This is a genomic window from Nocardiopsis ansamitocini, from assembly GCF_030268225.1.
Taxonomy (GTDB): domain Bacteria; phylum Actinomycetota; class Actinomycetes; order Streptosporangiales; family Streptosporangiaceae; genus Nocardiopsis_D; species Nocardiopsis_D ansamitocini.
This window is the reverse complement of sequence record NZ_BSQG01000002.1, coordinates 564,796-588,672: the sequence shown is the minus strand read 5'-3', so window position 1 is coordinate 588,672 and position 23,877 is coordinate 564,796. Positions and strand designations below refer to the sequence as shown.

The 23,877-nt window shown below is 68.3% G+C and carries 26 protein-coding genes; 10 read left to right on the top strand and 16 right to left on the bottom strand.

What is annotated here, in order from left to right; translation table 11 throughout:
• Positions 1-157 precede the first annotated feature (157 nt).
• The 3 genes from QSJ59_RS09310 to QSJ59_RS09300 all read right to left on the bottom strand — a co-directional run bounded on the left by QSJ59_RS09310 (position 158) and on the right by QSJ59_RS09300 (position 2,734).
• Positions 158-790: a GOLPH3/VPS74 family protein gene (locus QSJ59_RS09310; RefSeq protein ID WP_285758646.1), complete on the bottom strand. Its 633-nt coding sequence runs from the start codon at positions 788-790 to the stop codon at positions 158-160.
• Between the two features lie 76 nt (positions 791-866).
• Positions 867-1,805 carry a CPBP family intramembrane glutamic endopeptidase gene (locus tag QSJ59_RS09305; RefSeq protein ID WP_285758645.1) on the bottom strand — a complete coding sequence of 313 codons (939 nt, stop codon included), beginning with the start codon at positions 1,803-1,805 and terminating at the stop codon, positions 867-869.
• A gap of 5 nt (positions 1,806-1,810) precedes the next feature.
• A complete protein-coding gene (locus QSJ59_RS09300) occupies positions 1,811-2,734 on the bottom strand; it encodes a CPBP family intramembrane glutamic endopeptidase (RefSeq protein WP_285758644.1) in 924 nt (307 codons plus the stop codon).
• Between the two features lie 257 nt (positions 2,735-2,991).
• Between QSJ59_RS09300 and QSJ59_RS09295 the strand changes: the two genes are divergently transcribed.
• Positions 2,992-3,405, top strand: a complete 414-nt coding sequence (locus QSJ59_RS09295) for a spore-associated protein A (RefSeq protein ID WP_285758643.1) — start codon at positions 2,992-2,994, stop codon at positions 3,403-3,405.
• Between the two features lie 205 nt (positions 3,406-3,610).
• Here QSJ59_RS09295 and thpD read toward each other — a convergent pair whose 3' ends face one another.
• From thpD to ectA, 4 genes are all read right to left on the bottom strand, one after another.
• Complete coding sequence (gene thpD / locus QSJ59_RS09290) at positions 3,611-4,519, bottom strand: ectoine hydroxylase (RefSeq protein ID WP_285758642.1); 909 nt, start codon at positions 4,517-4,519, stop codon at positions 3,611-3,613.
• A 131-nt stretch (positions 4,520-4,650) separates the two neighbouring features.
• Positions 4,651-5,052 carry an ectoine synthase gene (locus QSJ59_RS09285; RefSeq protein WP_285758641.1) on the bottom strand — a complete coding sequence of 134 codons (402 nt, stop codon included), beginning with the start codon at positions 5,050-5,052 and terminating at the stop codon, positions 4,651-4,653.
• A gap of 55 nt (positions 5,053-5,107) precedes the next feature.
• Positions 5,108-6,373: a diaminobutyrate--2-oxoglutarate transaminase gene (ectB, locus tag QSJ59_RS09280; protein WP_285758639.1), complete on the bottom strand. Its 1,266-nt coding sequence runs from the start codon at positions 6,371-6,373 to the stop codon at positions 5,108-5,110.
• A 58-nt stretch (positions 6,374-6,431) separates the two neighbouring features.
• The gene (ectA, locus tag QSJ59_RS09275) at positions 6,432-7,004 is read right to left on the bottom strand and encodes a diaminobutyrate acetyltransferase (protein WP_349497194.1); all 573 of its coding nucleotides are present in this window, start codon (positions 7,002-7,004) and stop codon (positions 6,432-6,434) included.
• A gap of 763 nt (positions 7,005-7,767) precedes the next feature.
• On the opposite strand from ectA, the gene QSJ59_RS09270 reads away from it, so the two are divergent.
• The 3 genes from QSJ59_RS09270 to QSJ59_RS09260 all read left to right on the top strand — a co-directional run bounded on the left by QSJ59_RS09270 (position 7,768) and on the right by QSJ59_RS09260 (position 9,387).
• Positions 7,768-8,034: a WhiB family transcriptional regulator gene (locus QSJ59_RS09270; protein ID WP_285758638.1), complete on the top strand. Its 267-nt coding sequence runs from the start codon at positions 7,768-7,770 to the stop codon at positions 8,032-8,034.
• 124 nt (positions 8,035-8,158) lie between these two features.
• On the top strand, positions 8,159-8,734 hold the full coding sequence (locus tag QSJ59_RS09265) for a copper resistance protein (RefSeq protein ID WP_285758637.1): 576 nt from the start codon (positions 8,159-8,161) through the stop codon (positions 8,732-8,734).
• Between the two features lie 29 nt (positions 8,735-8,763).
• Positions 8,764-9,387, top strand: coding sequence for a copper resistance CopC family protein (locus tag QSJ59_RS09260; RefSeq protein WP_285758636.1), 624 nt, complete (start codon positions 8,764-8,766; stop codon positions 9,385-9,387).
• Between the two features lie 58 nt (positions 9,388-9,445).
• On the opposite strand, the gene QSJ59_RS09255 is transcribed toward QSJ59_RS09260, so the two are convergent.
• A complete protein-coding gene (locus QSJ59_RS09255) occupies positions 9,446-10,093 on the bottom strand; it encodes a PP2C family protein-serine/threonine phosphatase (protein WP_285758790.1) in 648 nt (215 codons plus the stop codon).
• On the opposite strand from QSJ59_RS09255, the gene QSJ59_RS09250 reads away from it, so the two are divergent.
• Entirely contained in the window at positions 9,989-10,291 is a 303-nt protein-coding gene (locus QSJ59_RS09250) for a hypothetical protein (RefSeq protein WP_285758804.1), read from the top strand. The two genes, QSJ59_RS09255 and QSJ59_RS09250, sit on opposite strands and share 105 nt — an antisense overlap.
• An 819-nt stretch (positions 10,292-11,110) precedes the next feature.
• Here QSJ59_RS09250 and QSJ59_RS09245 read toward each other — a convergent pair.
• Positions 11,111-11,965, bottom strand: coding sequence for an SDR family oxidoreductase (locus tag QSJ59_RS09245; protein ID WP_285758634.1), 855 nt, complete (start codon positions 11,963-11,965; stop codon positions 11,111-11,113).
• A 470-nt stretch (positions 11,966-12,435) separates the two neighbouring features.
• Here QSJ59_RS09245 and QSJ59_RS09240 point away from each other — a divergent pair, with 470 nt between their 5' ends.
• Both QSJ59_RS09240 and QSJ59_RS09235 read left to right on the top strand, forming a co-directional pair.
• Positions 12,436-13,677 carry a glycosyltransferase gene (locus tag QSJ59_RS09240; RefSeq protein ID WP_285758632.1) on the top strand — a complete coding sequence of 414 codons (1,242 nt, stop codon included), beginning with the start codon at positions 12,436-12,438 and terminating at the stop codon, positions 13,675-13,677.
• A gap of 175 nt (positions 13,678-13,852) precedes the next feature.
• A complete protein-coding gene (locus QSJ59_RS09235; RefSeq protein ID WP_285758630.1) occupies positions 13,853-14,797 on the top strand; it encodes an ATP-binding protein in 945 nt (314 codons plus the stop codon).
• A 30-nt stretch (positions 14,798-14,827) separates the two neighbouring features.
• On the opposite strand, the gene QSJ59_RS09230 is transcribed toward QSJ59_RS09235, so the two are convergent.
• Positions 14,828-15,184 carry an STAS domain-containing protein gene (locus QSJ59_RS09230; RefSeq protein WP_285758628.1) on the bottom strand — a complete coding sequence of 119 codons (357 nt, stop codon included), beginning with the start codon at positions 15,182-15,184 and terminating at the stop codon, positions 14,828-14,830.
• Positions 15,185-15,372: 188 nt separating this feature from the next.
• Positions 15,373-16,119, bottom strand: a complete 747-nt coding sequence (locus QSJ59_RS09225; protein ID WP_285758789.1) for an ANTAR domain-containing response regulator — start codon at positions 16,117-16,119, stop codon at positions 15,373-15,375.
• Between the two features lie 142 nt (positions 16,120-16,261).
• Here QSJ59_RS09225 and QSJ59_RS09220 point away from each other — a divergent pair, with 142 nt between their 5' ends.
• A complete protein-coding gene (locus tag QSJ59_RS09220) occupies positions 16,262-17,428 on the top strand; it encodes a GAF domain-containing protein (protein ID WP_285758788.1) in 1,167 nt (388 codons plus the stop codon).
• Here the strand turns inward: QSJ59_RS09220 and QSJ59_RS09215 are convergent.
• Together QSJ59_RS09215 and QSJ59_RS09210 are read right to left on the bottom strand one after the other, a co-directional pair.
• The gene (locus QSJ59_RS09215; protein WP_285758627.1) at positions 17,402-17,752 is read right to left on the bottom strand and encodes a site-specific integrase; all 351 of its coding nucleotides are present in this window, start codon (positions 17,750-17,752) and stop codon (positions 17,402-17,404) included. The two genes, QSJ59_RS09220 and QSJ59_RS09215, sit on opposite strands and share 27 nt — an antisense overlap.
• Before the next feature lie 358 nt (positions 17,753-18,110).
• Entirely contained in the window at positions 18,111-18,299 is a 189-nt protein-coding gene (locus QSJ59_RS09210; protein WP_285758626.1) for a hypothetical protein, read from the bottom strand.
• A gap of 193 nt (positions 18,300-18,492) precedes the next feature.
• Here QSJ59_RS09210 and QSJ59_RS09205 point away from each other — a divergent pair, with 193 nt between their 5' ends.
• Together QSJ59_RS09205 and QSJ59_RS09200 are read left to right on the top strand one after the other, a co-directional pair.
• Positions 18,493-18,984: a hypothetical protein gene (locus QSJ59_RS09205; RefSeq protein WP_285758625.1), complete on the top strand. Its 492-nt coding sequence runs from the start codon at positions 18,493-18,495 to the stop codon at positions 18,982-18,984.
• Positions 18,985-19,221: 237 nt separating this feature from the next.
• A complete protein-coding gene (locus QSJ59_RS09200; protein WP_285758623.1) occupies positions 19,222-19,812 on the top strand; it encodes a hypothetical protein in 591 nt (196 codons plus the stop codon).
• A 551-nt stretch (positions 19,813-20,363) separates the two neighbouring features.
• On the opposite strand, the gene QSJ59_RS09195 is transcribed toward QSJ59_RS09200, so the two are convergent.
• The 3 genes from QSJ59_RS09195 to QSJ59_RS09185 form a co-directional block, all read right to left on the bottom strand.
• Positions 20,364-21,425: an NAD(P)/FAD-dependent oxidoreductase gene (locus QSJ59_RS09195; RefSeq protein WP_285758621.1), complete on the bottom strand. Its 1,062-nt coding sequence runs from the start codon at positions 21,423-21,425 to the stop codon at positions 20,364-20,366.
• Between the two features lie 267 nt (positions 21,426-21,692).
• Positions 21,693-23,045: a hypothetical protein gene (locus QSJ59_RS09190; RefSeq protein WP_285758618.1), complete on the bottom strand. Its 1,353-nt coding sequence runs from the start codon at positions 23,043-23,045 to the stop codon at positions 21,693-21,695.
• A gap of 189 nt (positions 23,046-23,234) precedes the next feature.
• Positions 23,235-23,873, bottom strand: coding sequence for a response regulator (locus tag QSJ59_RS09185; protein WP_285758787.1), 639 nt, complete (start codon positions 23,871-23,873; stop codon positions 23,235-23,237).
• Positions 23,874-23,877 lie beyond the last annotated feature (4 nt).

The window sequence follows — 23,877 nt, the reverse complement described above, 5'->3', positions numbered from 1 at the left end:
CTTCAGGGAGACGATTTACCGCATTGAGAGGGTTACGGCCGAGTGATGAATCGCGAAATACCCTGCGCTACCGGACTTTGACGTTCGGACGCCTCCCCGAAACTCCACGAATTTCTTCGGCGACAACCGAATTCGCCGGCCGGCCATTGTCCCTCGGTCAACCTCCGGCGCCGGCCGAGGCCGCCTCGCTCGACTGGACCGCCTTGCGGACCGCCCTGCCGATCGTGTCGCCGGTGACGACCGTCTTGATCCGGCGCCGGCGCTCCCTGTTGGGGAGATCGGGGAAGAGCCTGCGGTGGGCGCCCGTCGCTCCCACGAGCGCGAGCAGCACCATGGTGCGGGCGTCGGCCCGGACCTCCCCGAGCAGGACCCCACGCAGATTCCGGCGCAGCTGGGAACGCCGGTCCGGATCGCGGGGATAGTAGTCGTCCCGGGGGAAGACCACCAGGACCGTACGCCGGGCGCGGTGCAGGGCTCCTTCGCGTGTCGACCGTTCCAGCAGACGTTTGCGCAGCGTCGACGACTGGAGTTTGTTCACCCACCAGTGCACCTTGCGGTTGCGCCGGCTCACCGCGATCCGATCCGCCACGGTGTCGAGGTCGGTGTCCCTGGACGGCGAGTAGCGGTCGGCGTAGACGTAGTCGGCATCGATGCTGATACGCCCGGCCAGCGCGAGGTCGGCCAACAGCGCTCCGGCGAGCCCGCAGGCCAGCCGGGTGGAGCCGACCAACGGTCGACCCTTGGCAGGGTCGTGGGCAAGAACGATCAGGTCCTCGGCGAGCGTGGTCATGTCCCCCCGGTTCGGTCGCGTCGACGCCCATTATGTGCCGGGGCGGCTCCAGTGTCAGACGAGCACGACCACGGCCTCAAAGGACGGTGCCCTGTAGCGCGGGAAAGAGAACCAGGCAGCTCACCCCGCCGTGCAGCAGGAAGTTCAACCAGATGTTGCGATAACGCGACCACAGGTAGCCGTACATCAGGCCGACCGGGACCGTCACCGCCGCGGTCATCGCCAGCTCCTCGGACACCGACGGGACGAAGCCGGCGCCCACCAGTTCGGCGGCCGCGCAGAGCAGGGCGGTCGCGACGATCGCCGGCCACCGGCCGAGCAGCGCCTCGACCCGGGTCTGTAGGAGCACGCGGAAGAAGAACTCCTGGAGCAGCGCGGAGGTGGCGATGGTCAGCAGCAGCCCCAGGAGCAGCGAGTACCCCTGGGGGATGCGCTCCTCGCCGACCGCAGCGGTCGTCCAGCGGAGGAAGACGTTGAGGTAGAGGTAGGCGAGCACCCCGACCAGGCCGGCCCAGCGCCAGCCCAGCGGAACCCGCGTGGCCAGGGTCATCAGGTCCGGTCCGGACACGTGGCGCATGATGCCCGAACCGCCGATGAGGATCAGCGGCAGGATCAGCAGGAACACCACCTTGGCCGTGTGGTACGCCAGGCCGGAGAGACCCGGGCTCATGGTCCGGAAGGCGAACTCCAGGAACCCGTCCCCCACGAAGAACCCGAACAGGCACGCCAGCAGGACCACGACCTCCTGGTCGACCCGGCGCCCGCGGAACATGTGGCCGACCTGACCGATGAGGTCGTCATCGGGGGGCCGGCGCCACGGGATGAACCGGACGCACAGCATCGTCACGGCGACAGGCAGCCACAGCGTCCACAGCTCGCCCGAGGAGAAGTCGTCGGTTCCCCTGATCCGGGTGGACCCGACGGAGTACAGGTAGACCGCGGAGACGAGAAAGACCACCAGGCCGAGGCACACCACCAGGGCCCGGGGCAGGCGCCCTGCGAGCGCGTTCTCCACGCGCGTCATCCTGCGAGCGCCAAGGACGGCCCCAGGACCAGGGCGATCGTTCCGGCACGCAGTCCGACGTTGAGCCAGATGTTGCGGTAGTGCGACCACAGATAGCCGTAGAGCAGCCCGGCGACACCGTAGGTGGCCACCGCGAGCAGGTAGTCGCCGCCCACCGACTGCACGCCCAGTCGCAGCAGATCCACGTAACTCCCAAGGGTCGCGTAGACGAAAGCGAACATCAACGAGGCGAGCACGATTCCGGCACCCCGCCCCAGCATGCCTTCCAGCCTGGTCTGCACCATGCCACGGAAGAAGATCTCCTCCGGCACCGTCACGACCAGCAGGACCAGCAGCAGGACCAGCGAGAACGCGGGACCGGACCGGACGACGTCCTCCCAGGCGTACAGCAGCACGATGCCCAGCACCACCGTGACCGCCACCAGTCCCGACCAGCGCCACGGCTCCCGCACCCCTATCGCCAACCGCGGCATGCTGCCCCGTACGCGGCTGAGGGTCAAGCCGGCCCGGTCGACCATCAACACCGGGATGATCAGCAGGAACGCCACCCGCGACACCGGGGTCCCCAGGTTGAGGACACCGTCGTCGTGAAAGATCGCGAAGATGTTGCCGAGCAGGACCGCGCCGACCAGGAAACCCGCCAGGCACAGCATGAGGTAGCTCAGTTCCCGGGAAACAGGGTGTCCCCCGAGCGTCTGGCGCACCTGCTTGTCGAGAGCCGCCGGCCCCCGGTCAGGGGTCAGCAACCAGATCAGCGGGATTCCCACCGCGGTGGGAATCCAGACGGTCCACAACGGCGAGGGAACGCCAGAAGAGTCGGCCCACCCGACTCCCGCGAACTCGGAAGCGGCTGTGACCAGCACGGACAGCGCGAACACCGCGCTTCCCGTCCACATCACCCATACGTGCGCTCTCTTCACCCGCGCTCTCCCCCGGTTGAAGCATCAGTGTGCCCCGGGCAACTCAAAAAGCTCGTGAATGACTACGGTATGTCGCGATTACCAGGCAACTTTTCCACTAAGCCCGATAATCCGTCACGCTGCGTATCATTCACCGATCGCGCGTGGGAAAGGGAAGCGGCTGTTAAGGCGAGACGAAGTGTTCGGCAAGCACCGGCTGCCAGAGTTCCTGTCGAGCGCCGCACCGAAGCGGTGTCACGAGACCCGATGGGACTTCCATGAAGACGCTGAAGAGGTTTGCGGCCATCTCACTGGCGGCCGGTGCGATGCTGGCCGGTACCGCGCTGTCGGCCGCCCCGGCATCAGCGGCGACCTACAACGGTGTGTGCGGTTCGGGCTACCAGGTCGTCAACTCCGCTTCCGTCGGCAGCGTGGGAACGGTGTTCTTGACCTACAACAGCGCCAACGGCAACAACTGCGCCGTGACCGTGCGCAACACCCCCGGTTCGGCCGTCCTCATGGCGGTGTCGCTGAAACGCTCCACCAGCATCCCCGAGAACGCGCAGCAGGACACCGGCTACTACACGACCTATGCGGGACCGGTCTACGTCTACGGCCAGGGCTCCTGCATGGACTGGCAGGGAATCATCGGTACCGCGAACACCTACCGCGAGAAGACCAACTGCGGCTGAGCGGTCACCGGGGTGCCGGGGGTACCGCCTCCGGCACCCCGGTGACCTCGCCCCCGGTACCGGTGGGACCGTGTGGGCTTACCGCACGGTCCGACAGGGCGGAAAGAGGGGGCCGGGGCCTTGTCGGCCCCGGCCCCCTCGCCTGCGGCTGCCCGTGCGCCCCGTGGACGCGTGCAGGCCCCGGTCGGCAGGATCGCCGGTACCTCTACACGGTGGTGAAGTCGCGCGCCCCGAGGAATTCCGGCCGGGGCGAGGAGGCCGAGAAGGGCTCCGCGCAGGTGTTCTCCACACTGTTGAACACGATGAGGAGACTGGAGCGCGGGAACGGCGTGAGGCTGCTGCTGGCCGCGTGCATGCAGTTGGAGTCGAGCATGGTCGCGCTGCCGGCCGGCCCGGTGAGCATCTCGACGCCGCGCTTCTCCGCGAGGATCGACAGGCTGCACTGGTCGGGGGCACCGGCCTCTTCGCCCTCGGGCGTGGAGCGGTAGCGGTCGTCCGGTGCTTCGCCGACGCAGGAGACGAAGGTCCGGTGCGATCCGGGCATGACCATCAGCGCACCGTTGTGGGATTCGTTGTCGGTGAGCGCGATGGCGATGCTGACCGCGCGCATCCGGGGCATTCCGTCCTCGGCGTGCCAGGTCTCGAAGTCGGACGTCCAGTAGAGGTCGGTTCCGGTGAAACGGCGCTCGTGGTTCACCCGGCTCTGGTGCACGTAGACCTCGGAACCGAGGATCTGGCGAGCACGCCCCGCCACTCGGGGATCCGCGACGAGACGGGCGAACAGCTCACTGATCTTGTGGACCTCGTAGATCGAGCGGACCTTGGTGGTTCCGGGCTCGACGACGACACGCTCGTCGCTTTGCAGCCCCGCATCGGAGCGGAGCCGGTCCAGTTCGGCCCGGTACTCCCGCAGCTCCTCCTGGGTGAGCAGGCTGTCGATCTGGAGGTAGCCGTTCTCGTCGTAGCCGGCCAGCGTCTCGGAGTCGATGGGGCCGTCGGCGGCGTCACCCCAGACGGCCGGGTCCTTGCGGTAGAGCAGTGCGGGTTCCGTGGTCTTACGGGTCGGGTAGTCGTCCATGGTCGGCTGCACGAAGTCAGTGGTCAGGACAGTCATTCCGATTCCCCCTGCGGGATGCTCCTCAAAGTTCTGGTCTCGGTGGCTGCCCGCCCCCGCCGGGTGGTGCGGGCCCGGTCCTGTCCGGACGGGGCCCGCACCACCCGGCGCGCGGCCGGGCATCGCGTCGGTCAGGCAGGCGCCGACTCCTCGGTGACGAGCGGGTACACGCCGTTCTCGTCGTGAACCTCGCGCCCGGTCACCGGCGGGTTGAACACGCACAGCACCCGGAAGTCGGTCTTGGGCCGGACCGTGTGCTTCTCGTGTCCGTTGAGCAGGTAGAGCGAGCCAGGCGTGATGAGGTGGGTCTCACCGGTCTCGTCGTTGGTGACCTCGGCCTCGCCCTCGATGCAGTGCACGAGCTCGATGTGGTTGGCGTACCACATCGACGTCTCGGTGCCCGCGTAGAGGACGGTCTCGTGGAAGGAGAAGCCGACCCCGTCCTTGGCCAGGACGATACGGCGGCTGCGCCAGGTCTCGGCGTGGACGTCGGCGTCGGTTCCGTCAACGTCGGCGAGGCTTCGAACAATCACGGTGCTTGTCTCCTTGGTTCTTCTCTCGGTGCTGCGCTTGGGTCCGGTCGGCCGCTCAGACCGCCAGCGGCACCTTCACGGCCGCGCGCACCGATTCGTCGATGATGTCCAGGCCCTTCTCCAGGTCGGGCACGGAGGTGGTCAGGGCCGGAAGCAGCTTGGCGACCTCGTCCTCGGGACCGGAGGTCTCCAGGAGCAGACCACGCTCGAACGCGGCGGCCGCGACGGCCTTGGCCGCCCCTTCCTGGGCGAAGGCGAGTCCGCGGGCGAGGCCGCGTCCCCGGGTGTGCGCACCGGCCTCGGGGTACTCGGCGGCGATGGCGGCCAGCCGGTCACCGACCATGTCCCCCTTGGCCAGGGTCTCCTTGCAAAAGACCTCGTCGCGCCAGTAGGTGTTCAGGGCGGCGGTACCGGTGACGAACGCGGGGTTGAATCCGCGGAAGGTTCCGTTGTGCTCGCCGGGCTCCCAGACGTCCAGCTCACGCTTGAACAGGGTGAGCGCCATGGGCAGGCCGTAACCGCTGATCGACTTGGAGAGGGTGACGATGTCGGGGGTGATGCCGGCCTCCTCGAAGCTGAAGAACGGCCCGGTGCGTCCACAGCCCATCTGGATGTCGTCGACGATCAGGAGGATCCCGTACTCCTCGCACAGCGCCGAGAGGCCGCGCAGCCACCCCTTGCTGGCGACATTGATGCCGCCCTCGCCCTGGACGGTCTCGACGATGACGGCCGCGGGCTTGTCCAGACCGCTGCCGCTGTCCTCCAGCAGGCTGCGCAGCCACAGGAAGTCCGGCGTCTGGCCGTCCATGTAGTTGTCGAAGGGCATGGTCGCGGTGTGGCCCAGCGGAACACCCGCACCGCCGCGCTTCATCGAGTTGCCCGTAACCGCGAGCGCGCCCAGGGTCATTCCGTGGAAACCGTTGGTGAAGCTGATGACCGTCTCGCGGCCGGTGTACTTGCGGGCGAGTTTGAGCGCCGCCTCGACGGCGTTGTTGCCGGCGGGGCCGGGGAACTGGACCTTGTAGTCGAGGTTGCGCGGGGCGAGGACCACCTCGCCGAAGGTTTTCAGGAAGTCGCGTTTGGCGACGCTGAAAGCATCCAGGCTGTGCACGATGGAGTCGTTGACGAGGTAGTCGATCAGCTTGGTCTTCAACTCGGGGTTGTTGTGCCCGTAGTTGAGCGACCCGGCGCCCGCGAAGAAGTCGAGGTAGGGACGGCCCGAGTCGTCGTAGACGTAGCTGCCACGCGCCTCGTTGAACATGACCGGCCAGTTCCGGCAGTAACTGCGGACTTCGGACTCGAGCTGGGTGAAGGTCTCCATCGGGCGTCTCTCCTTGTGTGCAGGGCGAACGTGGATGCGGTCTGGGCCGGCGATCGGGTCAGGACAACGGACCGATGCGGACCAGTTCCTCTGGTTCGTGTGGCTCGCCGGTGTCGTCGGGGAAATGCGCACGCTCAAACAGGGGGGTCCAGGCCAGGTCGGCACCATGGGTGCGGGCAAACGACGCGAACAGTGCCCGTGACGCCGCGTTGTCAGCGGTCACGGTCGCTTCGAGGTAGCGGATACCGAGGGAGGGCAGCCGCCCACCGACGTGGTCCAGCATTCGGCGGGCCAGCCGGCGTCCCCGGAACCCGGGGTCGACGGCGACCTGCCAGAGGAAGTAGGTGTCGGGCTGATCCGGCCGCGTATAACCGGTGACGAACCCGCGCAGTACGCCGGAGTCGTCGTGGGCGACGACAGAGGTGGCCGCGAAGTCGCGGCACCAGAGCACGTAGGCGTACGGCGAGTTGACGTCGAGCCCGGCGGCGCGGGCGAGCCTCCACACGTGTCTTCCGTCGTCGAGCGAAGGCGACACCAGTGTCACGTCCCCTGCGCCTTCGAGGGCTGCGGAGCGGTCACGAACAGTGGTGGCGTTGTCCTTGCCAGCGGAGTGGAATCGTTGTTGGGGCACGTCCAGGGACCATAGCGAACGTTCCTGAGCAGCAATTTCAGGAAAAAAGGCAGATATGTTTCGCCGGTGTTTCGCCGGGTAGATCTCGTCCTTTTGCCCAGAGTTGTGACTTTGTGCAACCGCGGCGGGGCGCGAAACCGGGCCGTTCCCGACCGTCGAACCCTCCGGGTCCACCAGGAGATACAGGGGATCCCGAGGGCAGCGCCACGGACAGCGGCACGTGACGCGCCAACGGCCACCCCTCGACCAACAGGGCCAAACCTAAGGGTTTCTGGGGGAATTTTAAGGGTGTCTTAGGTCACACGAATTCGGGCCAAAGGCTCATCTCGCCCACAAGGGCCGAGAGTTCGCGCTCCACGATCCTCCCAGGAGACGCGTACCCCCCCGCCCCAGATGGCACGACCGCCCCACGAATCCCCCGAACAGCAGGCGATTGCGCCTCCGAAAGAAAACCGGAGCGGACACAGCGAGCCCCCCGAGGCCGGCCGCGACCCTCGGTAAATCGTGTGACCTTGTCCACCAATCGGCACACGAACGATCAGAACCCTTGAAAATTGGATTAATTTTTTGCAGACTCCCTGTAGTACGACCGTTCGTAGTACTACAATCGGTCGAGATGCGTTGATCACCCCGCACCCGTATCGCGGAGCTCGGTCATCGCATGAGACGCGGTCCGCGGAGCGAACAACCCGCACCGACCGCTTTCCCCGCGGCGGATCGCCGCGGAAGTGCACGGAACCGAGCCAGGGATCGGAGGCGCCTGGTGAACCGCCTTTACCACGAGAGCGAAGACTGGGTTGAGCAAGGGGCGTGCCGCACATACGACCCCGAGGTGTTCTTCCCGGTGAGCACGACCGGCCCCGGGCGTCATGACGCGGAGCTCGCGAAGGCCATCTGCCGCAGTTGTACTGTTCGCCAAGAGTGCCTGCGGTGGGCGCTGCGCGCCGGGGAGGCGCATGGAGTGTGGGGGGCAACCACCCCCGAAGAACGCCGCTACATGCGCCGAGAGCTGCTGCCCATCGCGAGCTGAACAGGCAAGCGCGCAGCAGCGCCGGAGCCGCCGGGATCCGCCGATCCCGGCGGCTCCGGCTTTGGCCGTCCCGAACCGAGCGCCGTCCGGCTCGCGCGATTCGCCGAATGTTAGGTTCGAAACCGTGCAGCATCCCGGCAGGGGACCCTTGTGGCTGGCGCGTACGGCCTCGTTGGCCGCCGCGTGCGGCGGGCTGGGCTGGGCCGGGCACATCACCGCCGGCCAAGGCGACACCACCCTGACCTCACTGCCGGCCGCAACCCTCTTCAGCGGCATCCTGCTGGCCCGCTTCACCAGGCGCGAATGGGGCTTCGGGGAGATCTTCGCGGTCCTGGCCACCGCACAGATCGGCCTGCACCTGCTTTTCCAACTAGGGGCGCCGACCACCGTCGTCACCACGCCCGAGCACGGCACCCACCTCGTCGGCACGGTCGTCGGCTACTCACCCGGAATGCTGGTCGGCCACCTGTGGGCCGCACTGCTCACCGCAGCACTGCTCAGTCACGGCGAAGCCGCCCTCTGGACCCTCTTCGACATCCTCACCAGCACCCTGCCCACGCTGTACCGCCCCTGGGCACTGCACCTCCACCGCCCCACCGGCCGCTTCCGACCGCCGTCGCACGACCGTGTCCTCAACGACGCGCCACCGGCCCACCACCCCCGCGGCCCCCCTCGTGTTCAGTCATGCGCGACCCCCTAGACCGAACACCCGAGGAAAGGCCCCTCCGTATGTCCATCACACCAACGTCCACCACCCGCCGAATCGGCGGTCTGCTCGCCGGCGTCGCAACGGCGGCCCTGTTGCTCGTCGGCCCGGCACCCGCCGCATACGCCCACGACACACTGCTGTCGTCCTCCCCGAAGGACGGCGCGACAGTGGACAGCCCGCCCACCGAAGTAGAACTGACCTTCAGCGCCGACATCGGTGCGGGCGGCAACGGCATCGTCGTGATCGGCCCCGACGACCAGGAATACGCCGACGGAGAGATCTCCATCGACGGGGCGGTCGCCACGGTCCAGCTCGCCCCCGTCGAAACAGCCGGCGAGTACACCGTGAACTACCGGATGATCTCCTCCGACGGCCACGCCCTCGAAGACGCGATCACCTTCACCGTGCCCGAGAGCGCCCTCCCCGAGCCGACCCCGACCGAGAGCGCGCCCGCCGGGGAGACACCCGCGACGTCCACCGCCTCCCCGGCCGCCGGCACCAACCCCGTGGACGACCCCCTGTCCCCCTCCGGGCAGTTCGGTGACTACGGCCCGGCCATCGCGATCGTGGCCGGCCTCGCCGGAATCGGGCTCATCGCCATCGTGATCATCCGGCTGCGTCGCCACGGCGACTCCGGCAACTGACACCGCGGCGGCCCCGCACCCTTGGCGGGTACGGGGCCGCTGCGCGTTCGACCGCCGCTCAACCGCGGCGCACGAGCATGATGCTGATGTTGTCCCGACCAGAGGCGTCCATCGCCGCCTTCCAAAGGTTGTAGACAGCCGCGTCATCGCTGCTGGACTCGGCGATGATCTGCTCCATCTCCTCCAGCGTCACCAGGTCAGAAAGGCCGTCGCTGCACATCAGCCAAGCACCCGGGCCCGGAGCGGGATCCTCCCCCACATGCGGGACCATCGCGGTGTTCCCGCTGCCGCCCAACGACTGGGTGATGAAGTTCGTAGTGACCGGACGACCGTCCTCCGAAGGCGGTAGCGCCGGAGAATCGTCCTCGGACAATTGGATCAGCCGGGAGTCCTGGAGACGGTACGTCCGAGAGTCCCCGACGTTGAACCAGTAGTTGCCGTCGACCGTCAAGAGCATGCCGGCAACCGTCGTACCCATACCGGAGAACTCCGCGTGCAGCCCGGCGTGCTCCTTGATCTCCTCGTCGATGTGCTTCAGCAGAAGATCCACCGCTTCGGGGCCGGTCAGCTGAGGGCCGCTCTCGGCCATCCGGTGCACGGCATGTTCGGAAGCTATTTCACCAGCGGCATGCCCACCGAGACCATCGGCGACAGCGAGGATGACGGGATCAGCGATGGGCAGCCAGCAGTGAGCCGGTGCGTTCATCTCGGCGCCCGCGACCGTGAGTGCGCCAAGCACCACGGCGTCCTCATTAGCCTGGCGAACAGCGCCCCTGTGCGTGAGGGCCGTGACCTCGACTGCCCCACCAGCGACACCCATGCGCCCTACCTCCTGTTTCATCGGCAGCGACTGCCGAACAGTGCCAAGCAGCGCCCCATCCGGACGGTGGTTGAGGCGCGTTGATCATGCAACCGTATCGGCGGACGGTCGACCGTGGTCAAAACCCGCGTACATCATGGCGGAAAACGCCCCACTCCGCAGTCTCGGGCCCCCACCAACCGCAAACCCGCACCCACCCCCCGACGCAAAACACCCCACCCCGCAGTCTCAGACCCCCACCAACCACAAACCCGCACCCACCCCCCGACGCAAAACACCCCACCCCGCAGTCTCGGGCCCCCACCAACCACAAACCCGCACCCACCCCCCGGCGCAAAACACCCCACCCCACACTCCCGGAGCGGGAAGCCGAGAGGTGGCTCCCCCAGCGGGGCGGGCCTGATTGTGGCTCTGCGGGCACTTCAGCGCACCTCCTGCCGGCAGTAGCCGCGAACACCGCCGGATCCAGGAAATCCACCGCCAGGAAACATGAGACCCCCTGCCACCACGGCGCTCCAGGAACCCACTCGTTACCGATAGCTGCCGAACGCTTCGACATGGTGCGCCGGAAAACCCACGAAATACGGCAGCGGAGCCGACCGGAGGACAGGCTTCCTCAACCGTCGGACGGCCGCGCGGGCGGCAGAGGGCCGAGGGCCGCACCCTGCGCCCAGGGATCAATGCTGCGGCATCATCGTTTCGGCCGGACGAACGGGACGTCGACGAACCGGCAGGGACGCGGCAGCCCGACAGACGCGGCAACAGCGACGGCAGGACCACGGCAGCTTCGGCCGTCCCTTGTGTCCAGGCGTTCAGAACCCGGCACCACTGCGTTCGCCTGCCGCGACAACCACCCGTTACGCGGCGACGGCGTGACAACCCAGGTGTCCGACAGCCCCCTGGTCAGCCGGTGGCCTCGTGCGAGCGGCCGGCACCCATCAGCGGGAGAACCGTTCCCGTCGGATGGTCAGCCGTACCGGTGAACAGGCCGACATACGCCTCCGCCAACCGGTAGGGGTCCGCCCTGTCGTCGGCGAGCAGCCCGTTGATCGCGATTCCGCGCTCGGCCAACGCCGGTCCCAGCGAGACGGCGAGGCTGAGCGCGCCGGCCACGCCCGCCGTGTGCCCGATCCGATTCGTCCCGCGTGCTCCACTCGCCTGGGGACCGGCCAGAACCACCCTCGCCCCCTCCTCCATGTGCATCGAGACCGACTGCACCAGCCAGAACGCGCTGTACAAGGTCGCCCTCAGGTCACGCTCCAAACCGTCAGCGTCCACCTCCAGCAACCGCCTGGGCTCCGGAGGGGCGGTCCCGCACACCACCAACAGGTCGATGCCGCCGAACTCCAGGGCCGTGTGCGCCACCGCTCCTTGACACGCCTTCTCGTCGGCGAGATCGCAGTGGAGAGGCAGGGCGTAACTCCCGAAGTCCGACACCAGTCCCGCGGTTTCCACCACCATCGAGTCCGGCCGGGTCTTTGTCGCCGCCTGCCCGTCCCCCCTGCGGGGGGCCGGCAACGGCCAGGCACCCGGCGCTCCGGGGTCGCTGACGACCGCGTCCGCAAGCGCGACGGCCGCGCCCTCTTTGCCGAGAGCAGTCGCCACAACCCTCCCGATCTGGGATCCACCGGTGAAACCGCCTGCGACCAGGGCCCTTCGCCCCTTCAGCCGCCCGGATCGGGCGTACTCGGGAAGTGGATCAACGTTCGGCTGCCGTTGTGCGACCGACCACAGTCGGGTCGAAAGTCCTTTCGTCATGTGTCCTCCACACGGTCCCAATCGCCCGCGACCTCGCCGGCTAGGTGATCGGACGTGCCCGTGCCACCGGGACGCAAACACGCGCAGCGCGCACCGCGCGCATCCCTAAGAACATTCGCGCAGGTCAAGTGAGGTTGTTGAAGATGCTCTCAATCTGGCACAATAGAGCTCGTTGGGTGTCTAAGACGCAGACACGCCTTCGCCTTCGCGCGCTCGCGCCTGGCTGATTGAGTCCACCTCAAGCACCAGTGTAAAAACGAGCGCTTTTTGTGTTTCCCGAAAGCGATCAAAGGTGTGTCTCTCATGCGTCTGCCCTCCTCTTCCTCCTTCTCGTCTCTCTCCGACGACGAGTCATCATCCGTTCGCATTCATCCGCATGCCACCCTCGCGCCCTGCCCGGCGTCGAGGGCGCTCGTCGTTGCCGCGAGCGCGCACGGCATGTCAGGTCGCCGCCCAATGAGGAGTCGCACATGAAGATCGCCATGGTTTCCGAGCACGCCAACCCGGTCGGTGCCCACAAGGGCGAGCCCACCTGTGGAGACAGTGTCCACCTCACCTCGGTTGCCCGCCAGCTGGCCAAGCTCGGCCACCGGGTGACCGTCTACACCCGCCATGCCGACCCCGCGACTGCCGAGCGGACCCGAATGGGCCGGGGGGTGACGGTCGAGCACCTGACCGCGGGCCCCGTGCGCAAACTCGACGAGGCAGAACTCCCCGAGCACACCGCCGCCTTCGCCTCAGCCCTGACCACGGCCCTGACCAACGATGTCCCCGATGTGGTGCACGCCTTCGGCTGGAGCAGCGGGCTGGCGACGATGGCGGCGGTACGCGACAGCGGGCACGAGATCCCCACCGTGCAGTCCTTCCACTCCCTCAGCATCTCCGAGCGCCGCGCCGGCCTGCCGGGCGCCGACCGGGTCCGCCTGGAAGCCGCTCTCGCGCAGAACGCGGACTCCGTTCTGGTCAACTCCTCCGAGCAGATGTTCGAGCTGGCGCGGATGGGTGTTCCGCGCTCCACCGTCAGTGTCGTCCCCTACGGCGTGGACGCCGAGCACTTCAGCGTGGACGGCGTCCAGCAGGGCCCGTGGCACCACCGCCGCACCGGCGCCGGGCAGCGCCTGCGCGTCATCGCCGTCACCGGCCTGGGCCGCGAGAGCGGAGCGGACTCCCTCATCGACATGATGGTCCGCGTCCCCGAGAGCGAACTGCTGATCGTGGGCGGCCCCTCCGCCGACGACCTCACCATCGACCCCGACGCCCGCCGCCTGGAGCAGCGCGCCAAGGAAGCCGGTGTCGACGACCGGATCACCCTGACGGGTGCGGTGGACCGCAAGGAACTTCCGCGCATCCTGCGTTCCGCAGACGTCTTCGTCTCCACCGCGAGCTACGACCCCTACGGCGGCGCCGTTCTGGAGGCCATGGCCTGCGGGCTGCCGGTCGTGGCCCGCGCGGTGGGCAGCGTGACCGGTGCGGTACTCGACGGCACCACCGGCGTGTTGCTGCGCTCGGCCCGCCCCGACACGCTCGGACGCATCCTGCGGACCCTCTCCGCGGACGCCACCAAGCGAACCGCCTACGGAATCGCCGGTTCCGACCGTGCCGCCTCGCGCTTCGGCTGGGAACGGATCGCCGGTGAGACCGAGCGCATCTACACCAAACTGTTCCCGATGGAGGCCGAGCTCCCCCTCGCCGTCGGTGATGATGCAAACTGATTCCTGCACGCGGTGTCCGGGTACGGGCCGAGAGAGAATCGAACTCATGCGCGAAGTGTGAGAGGCGCTTCCCCGGGGGGCAGATTCTCCTCGGATCCGTACGTCCCGCCGGCGTGTCAGCGAAGATTCACACAGGAGTCATTCCTGGCTGGAGGGACAGGTGCCGGGTGATGGCATGAGTGCAGGACCCAAGGTCGAAGGCAGTAGTTTCACCCATGACGGACTGCTGTTTCATTCACCGTCAGAGCTGTGCGCGGCTGTCGTCCCCTTGATTCGCTCGGCGGCGGCGCACGGCGACCACATCGTCGCGGTGCTCGGGGCAGAACCCGCTGAGGCGGTGCGCCAGGTGCTTCCCGATCGGCAGCACGCCGCGGTGAACTTCGTGGAACGCGAATCCTTCTACGACGCGCCGGGACGCACGCTGGCTGCCCTGCACCGGTTGACGCTGCTGCACCCCGACCAGCGCATTACCGTCATCGGACAACCCGTACTGCCCGACGAGATACCGCTCGAACTACGCGAGTGGCAGCGTCTGGACTCGGTGCTGGGGGTGGCCCTGTCGGGCGCGCGGATGAGCCTGCGGTGCGTCCACGACGCCAACGCGCTCTCCGGTGCGGCGATCGAATCCATGTACCAGACGCACCCGGCCATGGTCGGCCCCGACGGACCGCAGCCGAACCCGCGCTGTATCGGGCACTCCGACCTGATGGCCCGCACCACCGCCGAACCGCTGTCCCCGCCGGAGGGGCCGGTGGAGGCGCTGGAGATCATCTCGGACCTGCCCACTCTGCGGGATCAGGTCGTCCGGGTGGCGACGGCCATGGGCGTCCCCAAGGACCGGGCCGGTGACCTGGTGGTGGCGGTCAACGAAATGGCCGCCAACGTACTGGAGCACGGCGCGGGCAAGGGAACGATCTCGCTGTGGCGCCCGGCCGGGCGAATCGTGTGCGACGTGTTCGACGAGGGCGGCCGGCTGACCGATCCGCTCAGCGGCTACTACCCGGTCGATTCCTTGAGCGTGCGCGGCTACGGGTTGTGGATCACCCGGCAGGTGTGCGACTTCATGGAGGTACGCGGCGGGCCGGGAGGCTCGATCGTGCGGCTGCACTTCAAGGTGTGATCGGGAGCGGTTCCGGGCTTTCCCCGAGAGTCAGGCGAGCGCTGCCTTGAGCGCGCGCCCGAGATCAGCCTCGATCGTGAGGACCTGGTCGATCCCGGCGATCACGAACAACCGGTGCACCGTCCCCTTGGGGGAGGCGACGGCCAGTCCTTTGCCGCGGTCGCGCGCCTGGCGATAGGCGGACACGAGTACCCCGATGCACCGGGAGTCGCAGAAATCCACCTCGGAGAAGTCCAGGACGATCCCGCGATGGGGGTCGTCGCCGGTGAGGTACTCGTCAAGCACGACACCCAACTCGGGCGAGGTGACCGCGTCGAGCTCGCCCCTCGGGGCAACCACAACCGCCTCGCCCTCGAACCTGGTCGTAATCCCGAATTCCGCGCTCACGTTTCCCGCTCACTTCGCCACCGCCGCGACCGCAGTCCCCGGCGTTCCGTCATCGGCGTTCCTGCCACGAAACCCCGAACCGCATGTTCGAGCTGGGGCCACTCGGCAACTTTAGCGCCCCGCTCCCCGGTGAGACAGGGATCCAAACGCCTGTCACCACACCGATACCGGTCGTCGCCACACCGTGTTCACTGTCTGGGCCCGCTACCACCGGCGGCCTGCTCGTCCATGAGCCGGCGCGCGACGTCGGCCACCTTCATACCGTTGCGCTGGGCGACCTTGCGCAATTCCTCGAACGCCTCCTGAGGTCCCATCCCCCGCGCGTGCATCAGGATTCCCTTCGCCTGGTCGATGACTGTGCGTGCGGTCATCGCCCGCCGCATGTGAGCCGCTTCACGAGTGGCGTCGGAGTGTCGGTCCGCGCTGCGCAACGCGGTGGCCGCGTGTTCGGCCACCATCGCCACCATCGGCAGGACCCTGGCCGCCTCGAAGGCGTCGGCCCGGCCCGAATGCACGCCGAAGGTCAGCGTCTCGGCACCCATCGCACACGGGTAGGTCACCGAGGAGCGATCGCCGCACTGCACCGCCATGCTGGTGTAACCGGGCCAGCGGTCGCCGCGCAGGACATCGTCGACGAGCACCGCGTGGCCCTCCCGCACCGCCTCGACGGCCGGCCCCTGGTCGGTGGTGTACTGGTGCTCGAAGGCCATGGCGAGGTCGGAGTGCGAGGCGCCGTAGTCCACGACGACGTGCCGGCCGACGATTCCCGCCGCGTCGTCGGGCCGGACGTCGCGCCAGATGACGACCAGCGCCGCGGAGCAGTTGGGGATCTCACGCGCGGCCACCTTTCCGACCTGGTCGAGCGCCCGCTCCGGTGCACCCGCCGCGCTTTGGGCGAGCGCGCCGATGTCGCGCGCCAATCGTTCGACCCACATCGACATCACGTCCCTCCCCTGTCCGCCTCTGGCGCCTGTCACGCCTGTGCCCTATACCTGGCTCCACGGTAGCCATCGTTTCCGCGTTCCACCGCATGCGTTAGCGTCAAACGAAAGGAAACCGATGTCAGGAGCCACGAGCTTGCCGGAGAACCTCGCCGACCTCGAACGCGCGATCACCGAGCTGAGCGAGCGGGTCGAGGCGCTGCGCACCACCCACACGACCTACCCCGACGACGCGGCCGGCACAGCCGGCGCGGCGCTCGCGGAGCTTGGCTTCGCCGAGCGGCTGCTGCGCGACTGCGGGAGCCAGCTGGCGACGCTGACCGGCGCGGGGCGCAACCGCCGCGGGACGCAGCACGACGACGAGCGGGTCGTACTGCGCGCGGTGTTCAACGAGTTGAGCATCCCGGTGGTCCTGTTGGACCACCTAGGCTACATCCGCCGGATCAACACCATCGGTGCACAACATCTGGGCAGCTCTCCCGGTTACCTGACCGGCAAGCCGCTGTCGATCTTCGTGGACCTGCGCCGGCGCGCGGCCATGCGCTCCTGGCTCGCCACCGTCCTCCAGGGCGGGGAGCCCGCGTCGTTCGACTCACGGCTGGCGCGGCGCGGTTGGGCCGAGGACGTCCACTTGACGCTGAGCCGGCTGGACGTGCCCACCGAGCCCCATCCCCTGGTGCTGGTGGCGATGTCGCCGCCGCTGGCCACCAGCACCGCTGTGGGACCGGCCCCGTTGGAGGCCGAGGTCGAAGACCAGGTGGTGGTGCTGGCTGCCCGACGACTGGACGTATTGACCCGGATGACCCGACTGTTGCTGCGCAGCGCCGGTCCCGGCGGGGAGGGCCGCCCACTCGCGTTGGACGACGCGGCGGCACTGCTGGCCGACTCCTACGCCGACTGGGTCGTGATCGACGTGTGCGACCTCCCCGACCCGGACCTGGCGCGCCGCGCGGTGGTGGCCGGCCCGGAGGAGGGCCCGCAGAACAAACTGGTGCGCTCGTTGGACCCGATGGCCGCGGAGATCCCACGGGAGGTACTGGCCAGAGGCGACTCGATCCTGAGTCAGTTGATCGAGGACGAGGCGATGCTCGGCCTGGACGGCGACGGTGTTCCCGTGCTGAGCACCCTGGGCGCGGGATCTCTGCTCAGCGTTCCGCTGCGGGGCAGCCGGGGGGTGCGCGGGGCCCTCACCCTCATCCGACGCAGCAACCGGGGCTCTTTCAGGCTCGCCGACCTCGGACTGATCGAGGAGATCGGCGAGCACATCGGCCTGGCCCTACCGCCCCGCCCCGGCTCTGCCTGAGGATGCCTCGGGGCCGCGCCCGTGGGCACCGATGCCGTGGCGCCCACCCGGGTCGGGCGGGGGCTCTTCCGGGTTGCGGATCGGTGGCCTCCCCCACCGGGGCCGGGCCGCCCTGGACGCGTTCGGCAGGGTGTAGCGGCGGGTGGTGTTCAGGTCGGCGTGGCCCATCAGCTCTGCGACCAGGACCACGTCTACCAGGGCGGGGGCCACCTCGCCGCGGCCGCGCACGAGGTCGGTGCCGAAGGTGTGGCGCAGCACGTGCGGGCCGAACGCCTCCCCGTCAACCGCCGGCCCGGTTCCCGCCGCAGCCTCGAAAGCGGACACCACGGTGTTGGCGGCCCGGGTGGACAGCGCCCCGCCGTCGCGGTTGCGGCAAGGGAGGCGATGCCGGCGCTCTGGTTCAACTCGTCCAACCCCAGGCCCAGGCTCGGGAACACCAGCGGTGCCGCGGCGGACCCGCCCGGTACCACCCGTGTTTCATGCGCCGATTCTCCCCTGCCCACAGGGGATAGACAGGTTTCGCCGAAAACGCCGCCCCTTCTTCGAAGCAGCGGATCGCGAGGAATCAGCGTCACCGATGAGAAGGCCGACGACTAGACGAGTCGCCGGCGTGCACCCAGCGGCAGGCAGGCACGGTGCCAACGGCCAGCGCCCCTTCCCCGTGTACGTGGCCCGCCCCTCTTCAGGATCCGCCTGCGGAACGGTCGCGCTCGACCATCAAGACCAAGACGCCCACCGCCGCCCCGAACCCGGCACCGGCGGCCAGCAAAGCGTCGGGCCACGAAGCCCCGGCCGCCAACCTCAACGCCCCCGCCAGTGCCGCGCACCCCGTACTGCCCAAGAGGATCAGCGCCGCGCGCACCTCGATCATCCCTGCTCCCTTCACGCCGGAACTTCTCGTCACAATCCAGCCTGAGGGCAGCGAAAACCTGATGCTCCGCCCGCATCCTCAAGCCCGCACCAGAGCACGAGAACGCCTGTTCCCCCCGAAACCGAGCCTGTGGTGGGCTAATCTCGTGGACACAAGTCCTTGATTGCGGAAAGTTGCTTAAAGGAGCTCGGGCATGGCGCGATCGATCCGGATGCCCTCACAAGAAGAACTCCCCACCGGGGCCCGGCGCAGGTTCATGGAGATGCTTTTTCGCCTGTGGGTCGATGCCGACATGCCGATCATGGAGAAAGTCAGCGAGGCCGCCAGCGCCACCCCTCCCCAGGAGGGGGCCGCGAGCAAGGAGACGGTGCGCAAGATGCTCACCGGCAAGACAGTCCCCCACTCCTGGAAAAACGCCGAAGCGGTCTTCCTCGGCCTGTCGGCGATGGCCGGCCGGGATCCGGACCGCCTGGTCGTGTACGACGACGACAGCGAGGGCTACGGGTACAGGGACAGACCTGACCCAGAGCCCGCTCGGATGTTGTTTCGCCGTTGCTGGGCCGATGCCTGCGGTCTGGCGGACTACCAGCACGGCACTGTGGAGGACTACGTCCCGCCCAAGCCGACAACACGGGGTCGGGGTGGTTTCGGTGGCGGTTACAACAGCGACGAACCGCCGTTTTGAGGGCCGCTGAACACGGTTCGAGCACTCCTGCCCGAGAACGGCAGCCGCAACGAATCCGGAACCGTTCGATCGCCGGCTCCCGCCATCCCCAGATCCAGGCACCGATGCGGTCAACACCCCACCGAAAAGGATCTTTCGTGACGGCGCGCACCCGCGACTCCCCCTCCGACCTGGTACGGCCGAGCACCTTCCCGCCGCGTCGTTCTCAGCGCAGGTGTGGATCGGGGTGTGGCCGGGATGCTTGACTCCCCCGCCGCTCCCGTGGCCTACGGCGACGAGTCCTTCCTCGAATCGGACTCCCACGGTTTCTACGTGCTGGCCACCGCTGTGTTCGAGCCCCACGCGATTGGCGAGGCCCGCGCCGTGATGTCCACCCTGTGGAAGGGCAGTCCGACATCGAAGCTGCACTGGAACGACCTCACCCCGCGTCAGCGTGAGAACGTCGCCAAGACGGTCGCCGACCTTGCCGGATTCCATATCGTCGCGGTCGGCTCACCCGTGCCCCGCAGACGCCAGGAACGCGCACGCGCGGTGTGCCTGAACCACTTGGTGGACGAACTGCACGGTTACGGGGTCGACACCCTGTACCTCGAGGCGCGCGACAAGGCACTCAACCAGCGCGATGTCCAGACCGTCACGGGGGCCCGGTTCAACCTGCCTCGGGGCACACGGTTCCGGGTCGAGCACCACCGGGGCGGCAGCGATCCCCTGCTCTGGGTCCCCGACGTCGTCGCCGGCGCGGTGCGCGCACACCGCCAGGGCGAGCCCCTCTACCGCGACATCCTCGCCGAGTGCCTCTACGACCTGGACGTCACGACAGGTTGCTGAATGCCTCAGAAATGCGCCGAGCCGGGCTCCTGGTAATTCCCCAGGTCACCCGGCTCCACTTCCGGCCCCCCACGGGGACCGGCGTCGTTCGCGATTAGCTTACGCACTAACCGACATATTCGCAACGCTCTGACCTGCGAGTTTATAGAAAGTTATAGCGGATTGGAGCGCAACGGGACCGCCACCCGGTTGAACCCGTTGCGCCTGCACACCCGATTTCAGCGCCTCACCAGGCGAGAAGCAGGATCACGGCCAGGCGCAACGTGCGCGGCCAGCTCTCCAGCGTCCATCGGATGGCCCGCCCGGCGACCGGAGAAGAGCCAGCGCGTCCCGGGATTGGTCGCTGCGGTCAGGTTCGGTCGTCGGCCGGCGAAGGCGCGAAGCAACTCGGCGGACGGTTCAGGGACCGGGGTCGGCGGGCCGACCGTGGACGACTCAACGAAGGTCGGGAGAGCTACGCGGCCTGTTAGGACTCTCGGCACATTGACTCTTTTTCAACCCGGACCGATTCTCCCTGAAGGCCAACCACCGCCACCATCGCGGCGGAGCGGTCACAGACCGTGCCTGCGATCGCCGAGCACCCGCTCGGACGCCTCGCGCTCAGCTCGCGCGGAGAAGGGCGCGTTGCGCGCGGCAACGGCCTTGCGCGTCTCCTCGGCGGTCAGGTCGGCGTTGATCGCCGCCGCCGCGCGCACTCCCGCTCCGGCAGCCGCGACGACCTGGTCGGTCAGTGATGTGACGTTGCCTGCCGCCCACACACCGGGGGTCCGGGTCGCTCCGGACGGATCGGTGACGATGAAGCTGCCGATCACCTGTTTGCCCATCTCCTGCTCCGTGGTCTCAAGGCCGAGCCCCGTGAGGACATCGGCGCGGGCGGTGAACCGCGGAGCCACCACCAGGGCCTGGCAGGGGAGCTCCTTTCCGCCGGCAAGGGTCACCCCGGTGAGCCGGTCGCCATCGACCGCCAGACCGATGACCTCACCCGTGACCACGGCGATACCGCGGGCCGCCAACTGCTCGTACTCCTCGTCCCCCGGTTCGGGGGCGGTGTGCAGGAACAGGGTCACATCCTGGCTCCACTGTCGCCACATCAGCGCCTGGTGGACCGACAACGGTCCGGTCGCCAGGATGCCGATGGCCTGGTCGCGGACCTCCCACCCGTGGCAGTACGGGCAGTGCAGGACCTCGTTCCCCCACCGCTCGGCAAGCCCCGGCACCTGGGGCAGCTCGTCGACCAGTCCGGTGGTCACCAGCAACCGGTCCGCGACGATGACCCCGCCACCGTCGACGACGAGGCGAAAACCGCCCGTGGCCAGACGCTCGGCACCCACGACCGTGCCCGTCATGATCGCGCCGCCGTAACCGGTGACCTCGGCGCGCCCGGCGGAGAGCAACTGCGCGGGCGGGAGACCGTCGCGCGTCAGGTAGCCGTGGACCTGGGCGGCCGGCGCATTGCGGGGCCGGCCCTCGTCGATCACCAGCACCGAGCGGCGCGCGCGGGCCAGGGTCAGCGCCCCGCTGAGACCCGCGGCGCCGCCACCGATGACCACGACCTCGTAGTGACGCTCCCGCTCCACTGGTGCGTCACCCTTCTGTTCTGTTCGTGCAGTCATGTCGTGCACCTCCGTTCAAAAGAGATGCTGCATCCACGTCCCGTCGATTGACAAATATCGTTGCCAATACGGCAAAAATTACGGCGGTCAACCAGCCGGAAAACGCGTGGGAGGTGCGCGGTCCGCCTGGAACCGGCGGGCCCCACCCCCGGGGTGGAACAGATCCACCAACGGCACGCTCCGATCGTCCACGACACGCTTGGGACCTCGCCCCAGAACAACGGACACGAGTGCCTTCAACCGGGCCCGGCGGTCGCGACGGCTCTCCTAAGGCCGGTGGTGCCTCTTCCTGGCCGCCAGGGTCGCGACACCGCCACAGGCCAGAGCGACCCCGGCAAAGGCGATGAGCCCGCCCAGGGCGGCACCTGTCACGGGCAGCGGGGCCTCGCGCGCCTGCTCGTGTACCGGAGCATCCTGTTGCCCGGGGTCGGGCGGACCAACGGGCGGCGTGGTCCCTACGGGAACCCGATCGATGCTGCCGAGGTCGGCGACAGGCGCCTCGTCCGCGGTGTCGTCGCGTACCCGGCAGTCGACGGTGAGGATGCCGCCGAGGAAGGACAACTCCAGCCCCTTCACCGCCAACTCCACCGCTCCCGGCCGGTCAGGGGTGAAATACCCGGCAGCCGTGGGCAACAGGATGTCCTGCCCGGCGGGCAGACCACCACTGTTCTCCGTGCGCAACACGAAACGTCGCGTGCTCACCGCCGGCCCCGAGAGCGCCACCTCCAACTCCGCGGTCACGGCTCCCGGGCCGAGCTTCATCGGCGACTTGAGGCCGCGCTCCAGGGTGAACTCCCCCACGGCCTCGATCCGTTCCCCGACCGGGTAGCCGGTATCGGTCGTGGTGACCGTGACCGTGGCCGGGCTCTCGAAATCGGGTTGCAGGCCGGGGTCGCTGGAAGCGCACCGATAGGTACCGCTCCACTCGGTACGCCCGGGCGCGGCGACCGCAGGAGTCACCGTGGGCCCCGGGGCCTCCTCTTCTTCCTCCTGCTCGGCGACGACCAGGGTGGTGGCGACGGGGTCGGCCTCGTCCTTGGGCGAACAGACCGTGACCAGTTCGTCGCCGCGCTGATGGACCGTGATGGTGACGGGGCCCGGCGCAAAGGTGATCTCGCCCGGCGTGGTCGCCCGGACCGAGCCGACGACGGGACCGAACTCCACGGGGGTCAGCCTGGGCAGGGGAAGCTTGCCGGCCGGGCTGGCCGCGGGATTGGCACCGGTGAGTGTGACCGTTCGGACGTCGGCTCCCTTGCCGCCCACCCGTACCTGGGCACTGAGCACCGCGTCGCCTTCGGCGATCGGTTCGGTGATCCACCGGTCGAAATACCCGGTGAACCGGGCGAGCCGGACCTCGGCCGACTCGCCGGACCGGAGTTCGCCGGGGGCGGTGATGGACAGCTCGGCGGTGTAGGACTTTCCGGCGCCGTTCTCGGCGGCACAGGTGTAGGCCAACGACCCCGGAAGCAGGGTGCGAGTGGTTCCACTGCTGGTGACAGCGGCCTCCATTCCGCGTTCGGAATCGGCGGCCAACGCTGGGGAAACGGTCGCGAACGCACCGTACACGACGGTCGCAACGGCCGCCGACACGGCCATCGCCGGGATGAGCCTGCGAGGCATGGGGGGATTCTCCTCACGGCACTGGAGAGTGCGAAGCAGACGAGATCGACGCTGATCTCCAGGATGGACGTTCGGCGCGAAGAATTCCGATACTCCATCAAACCTCTGCCACGACTCTGTCCGAGATACCGTTCACATCGGTTTCATAACCACGCGGCGACAGCACTCGCCCCTGCCGCGCGGCTCGGCTCAGGACGGCCCGCGCAGGGCCTCGACGAGGACGGTCAACTGACCGACGGAGGTGTCGAGTTCGCGGATCGCCTGGAGGGTGGCGCTGTCCTCATCGTTGTCGCCGACCGCGGACTGCTCCCTCAGCCGCCCCAGTTTCTCGGTGACCGCACCGACATGCGTGGCCAGCCGGGCGACCACCGAGTCGACGGAGTCAGCCGTCTCCGTGCCGAGCTCCCGGCGCAGCACGCGGGACTGATCGTCCAACTGGCGCTTGAGCCGGTCGAGTTCGAGGAAGACCTCGACCTTCGCCCGCAGCAGCCACGGGTCGTAGGGCTTGGTCATGTAGTCCACGAACCGCGCCGCGTAGCCGCGGAAAACCTGGTGGCGGTCGGTCCCCTCCGCCGTCAGGAAGATGATCGGGACGTCCTTGGTCCTCTCGCGCTGCTTGATGTGCGCGGCCGTCTCGAACCCGTCCATTCCGGGCATGATCACGTCGAGCAGGATGAGCGCGAAGTCCTCTTCGAGGAGCGCCTTGAGCGCGGCCTCGCCCGAACTGGCCCGGACCATGTTCTGGTCCAGAGAGGTCAGGGTCGCCTCAAGGGCCATGAGGTTGTCGTCCCGGTCGTCCACGAGGAGGATGTTGGCCTTGTACGGCACACTC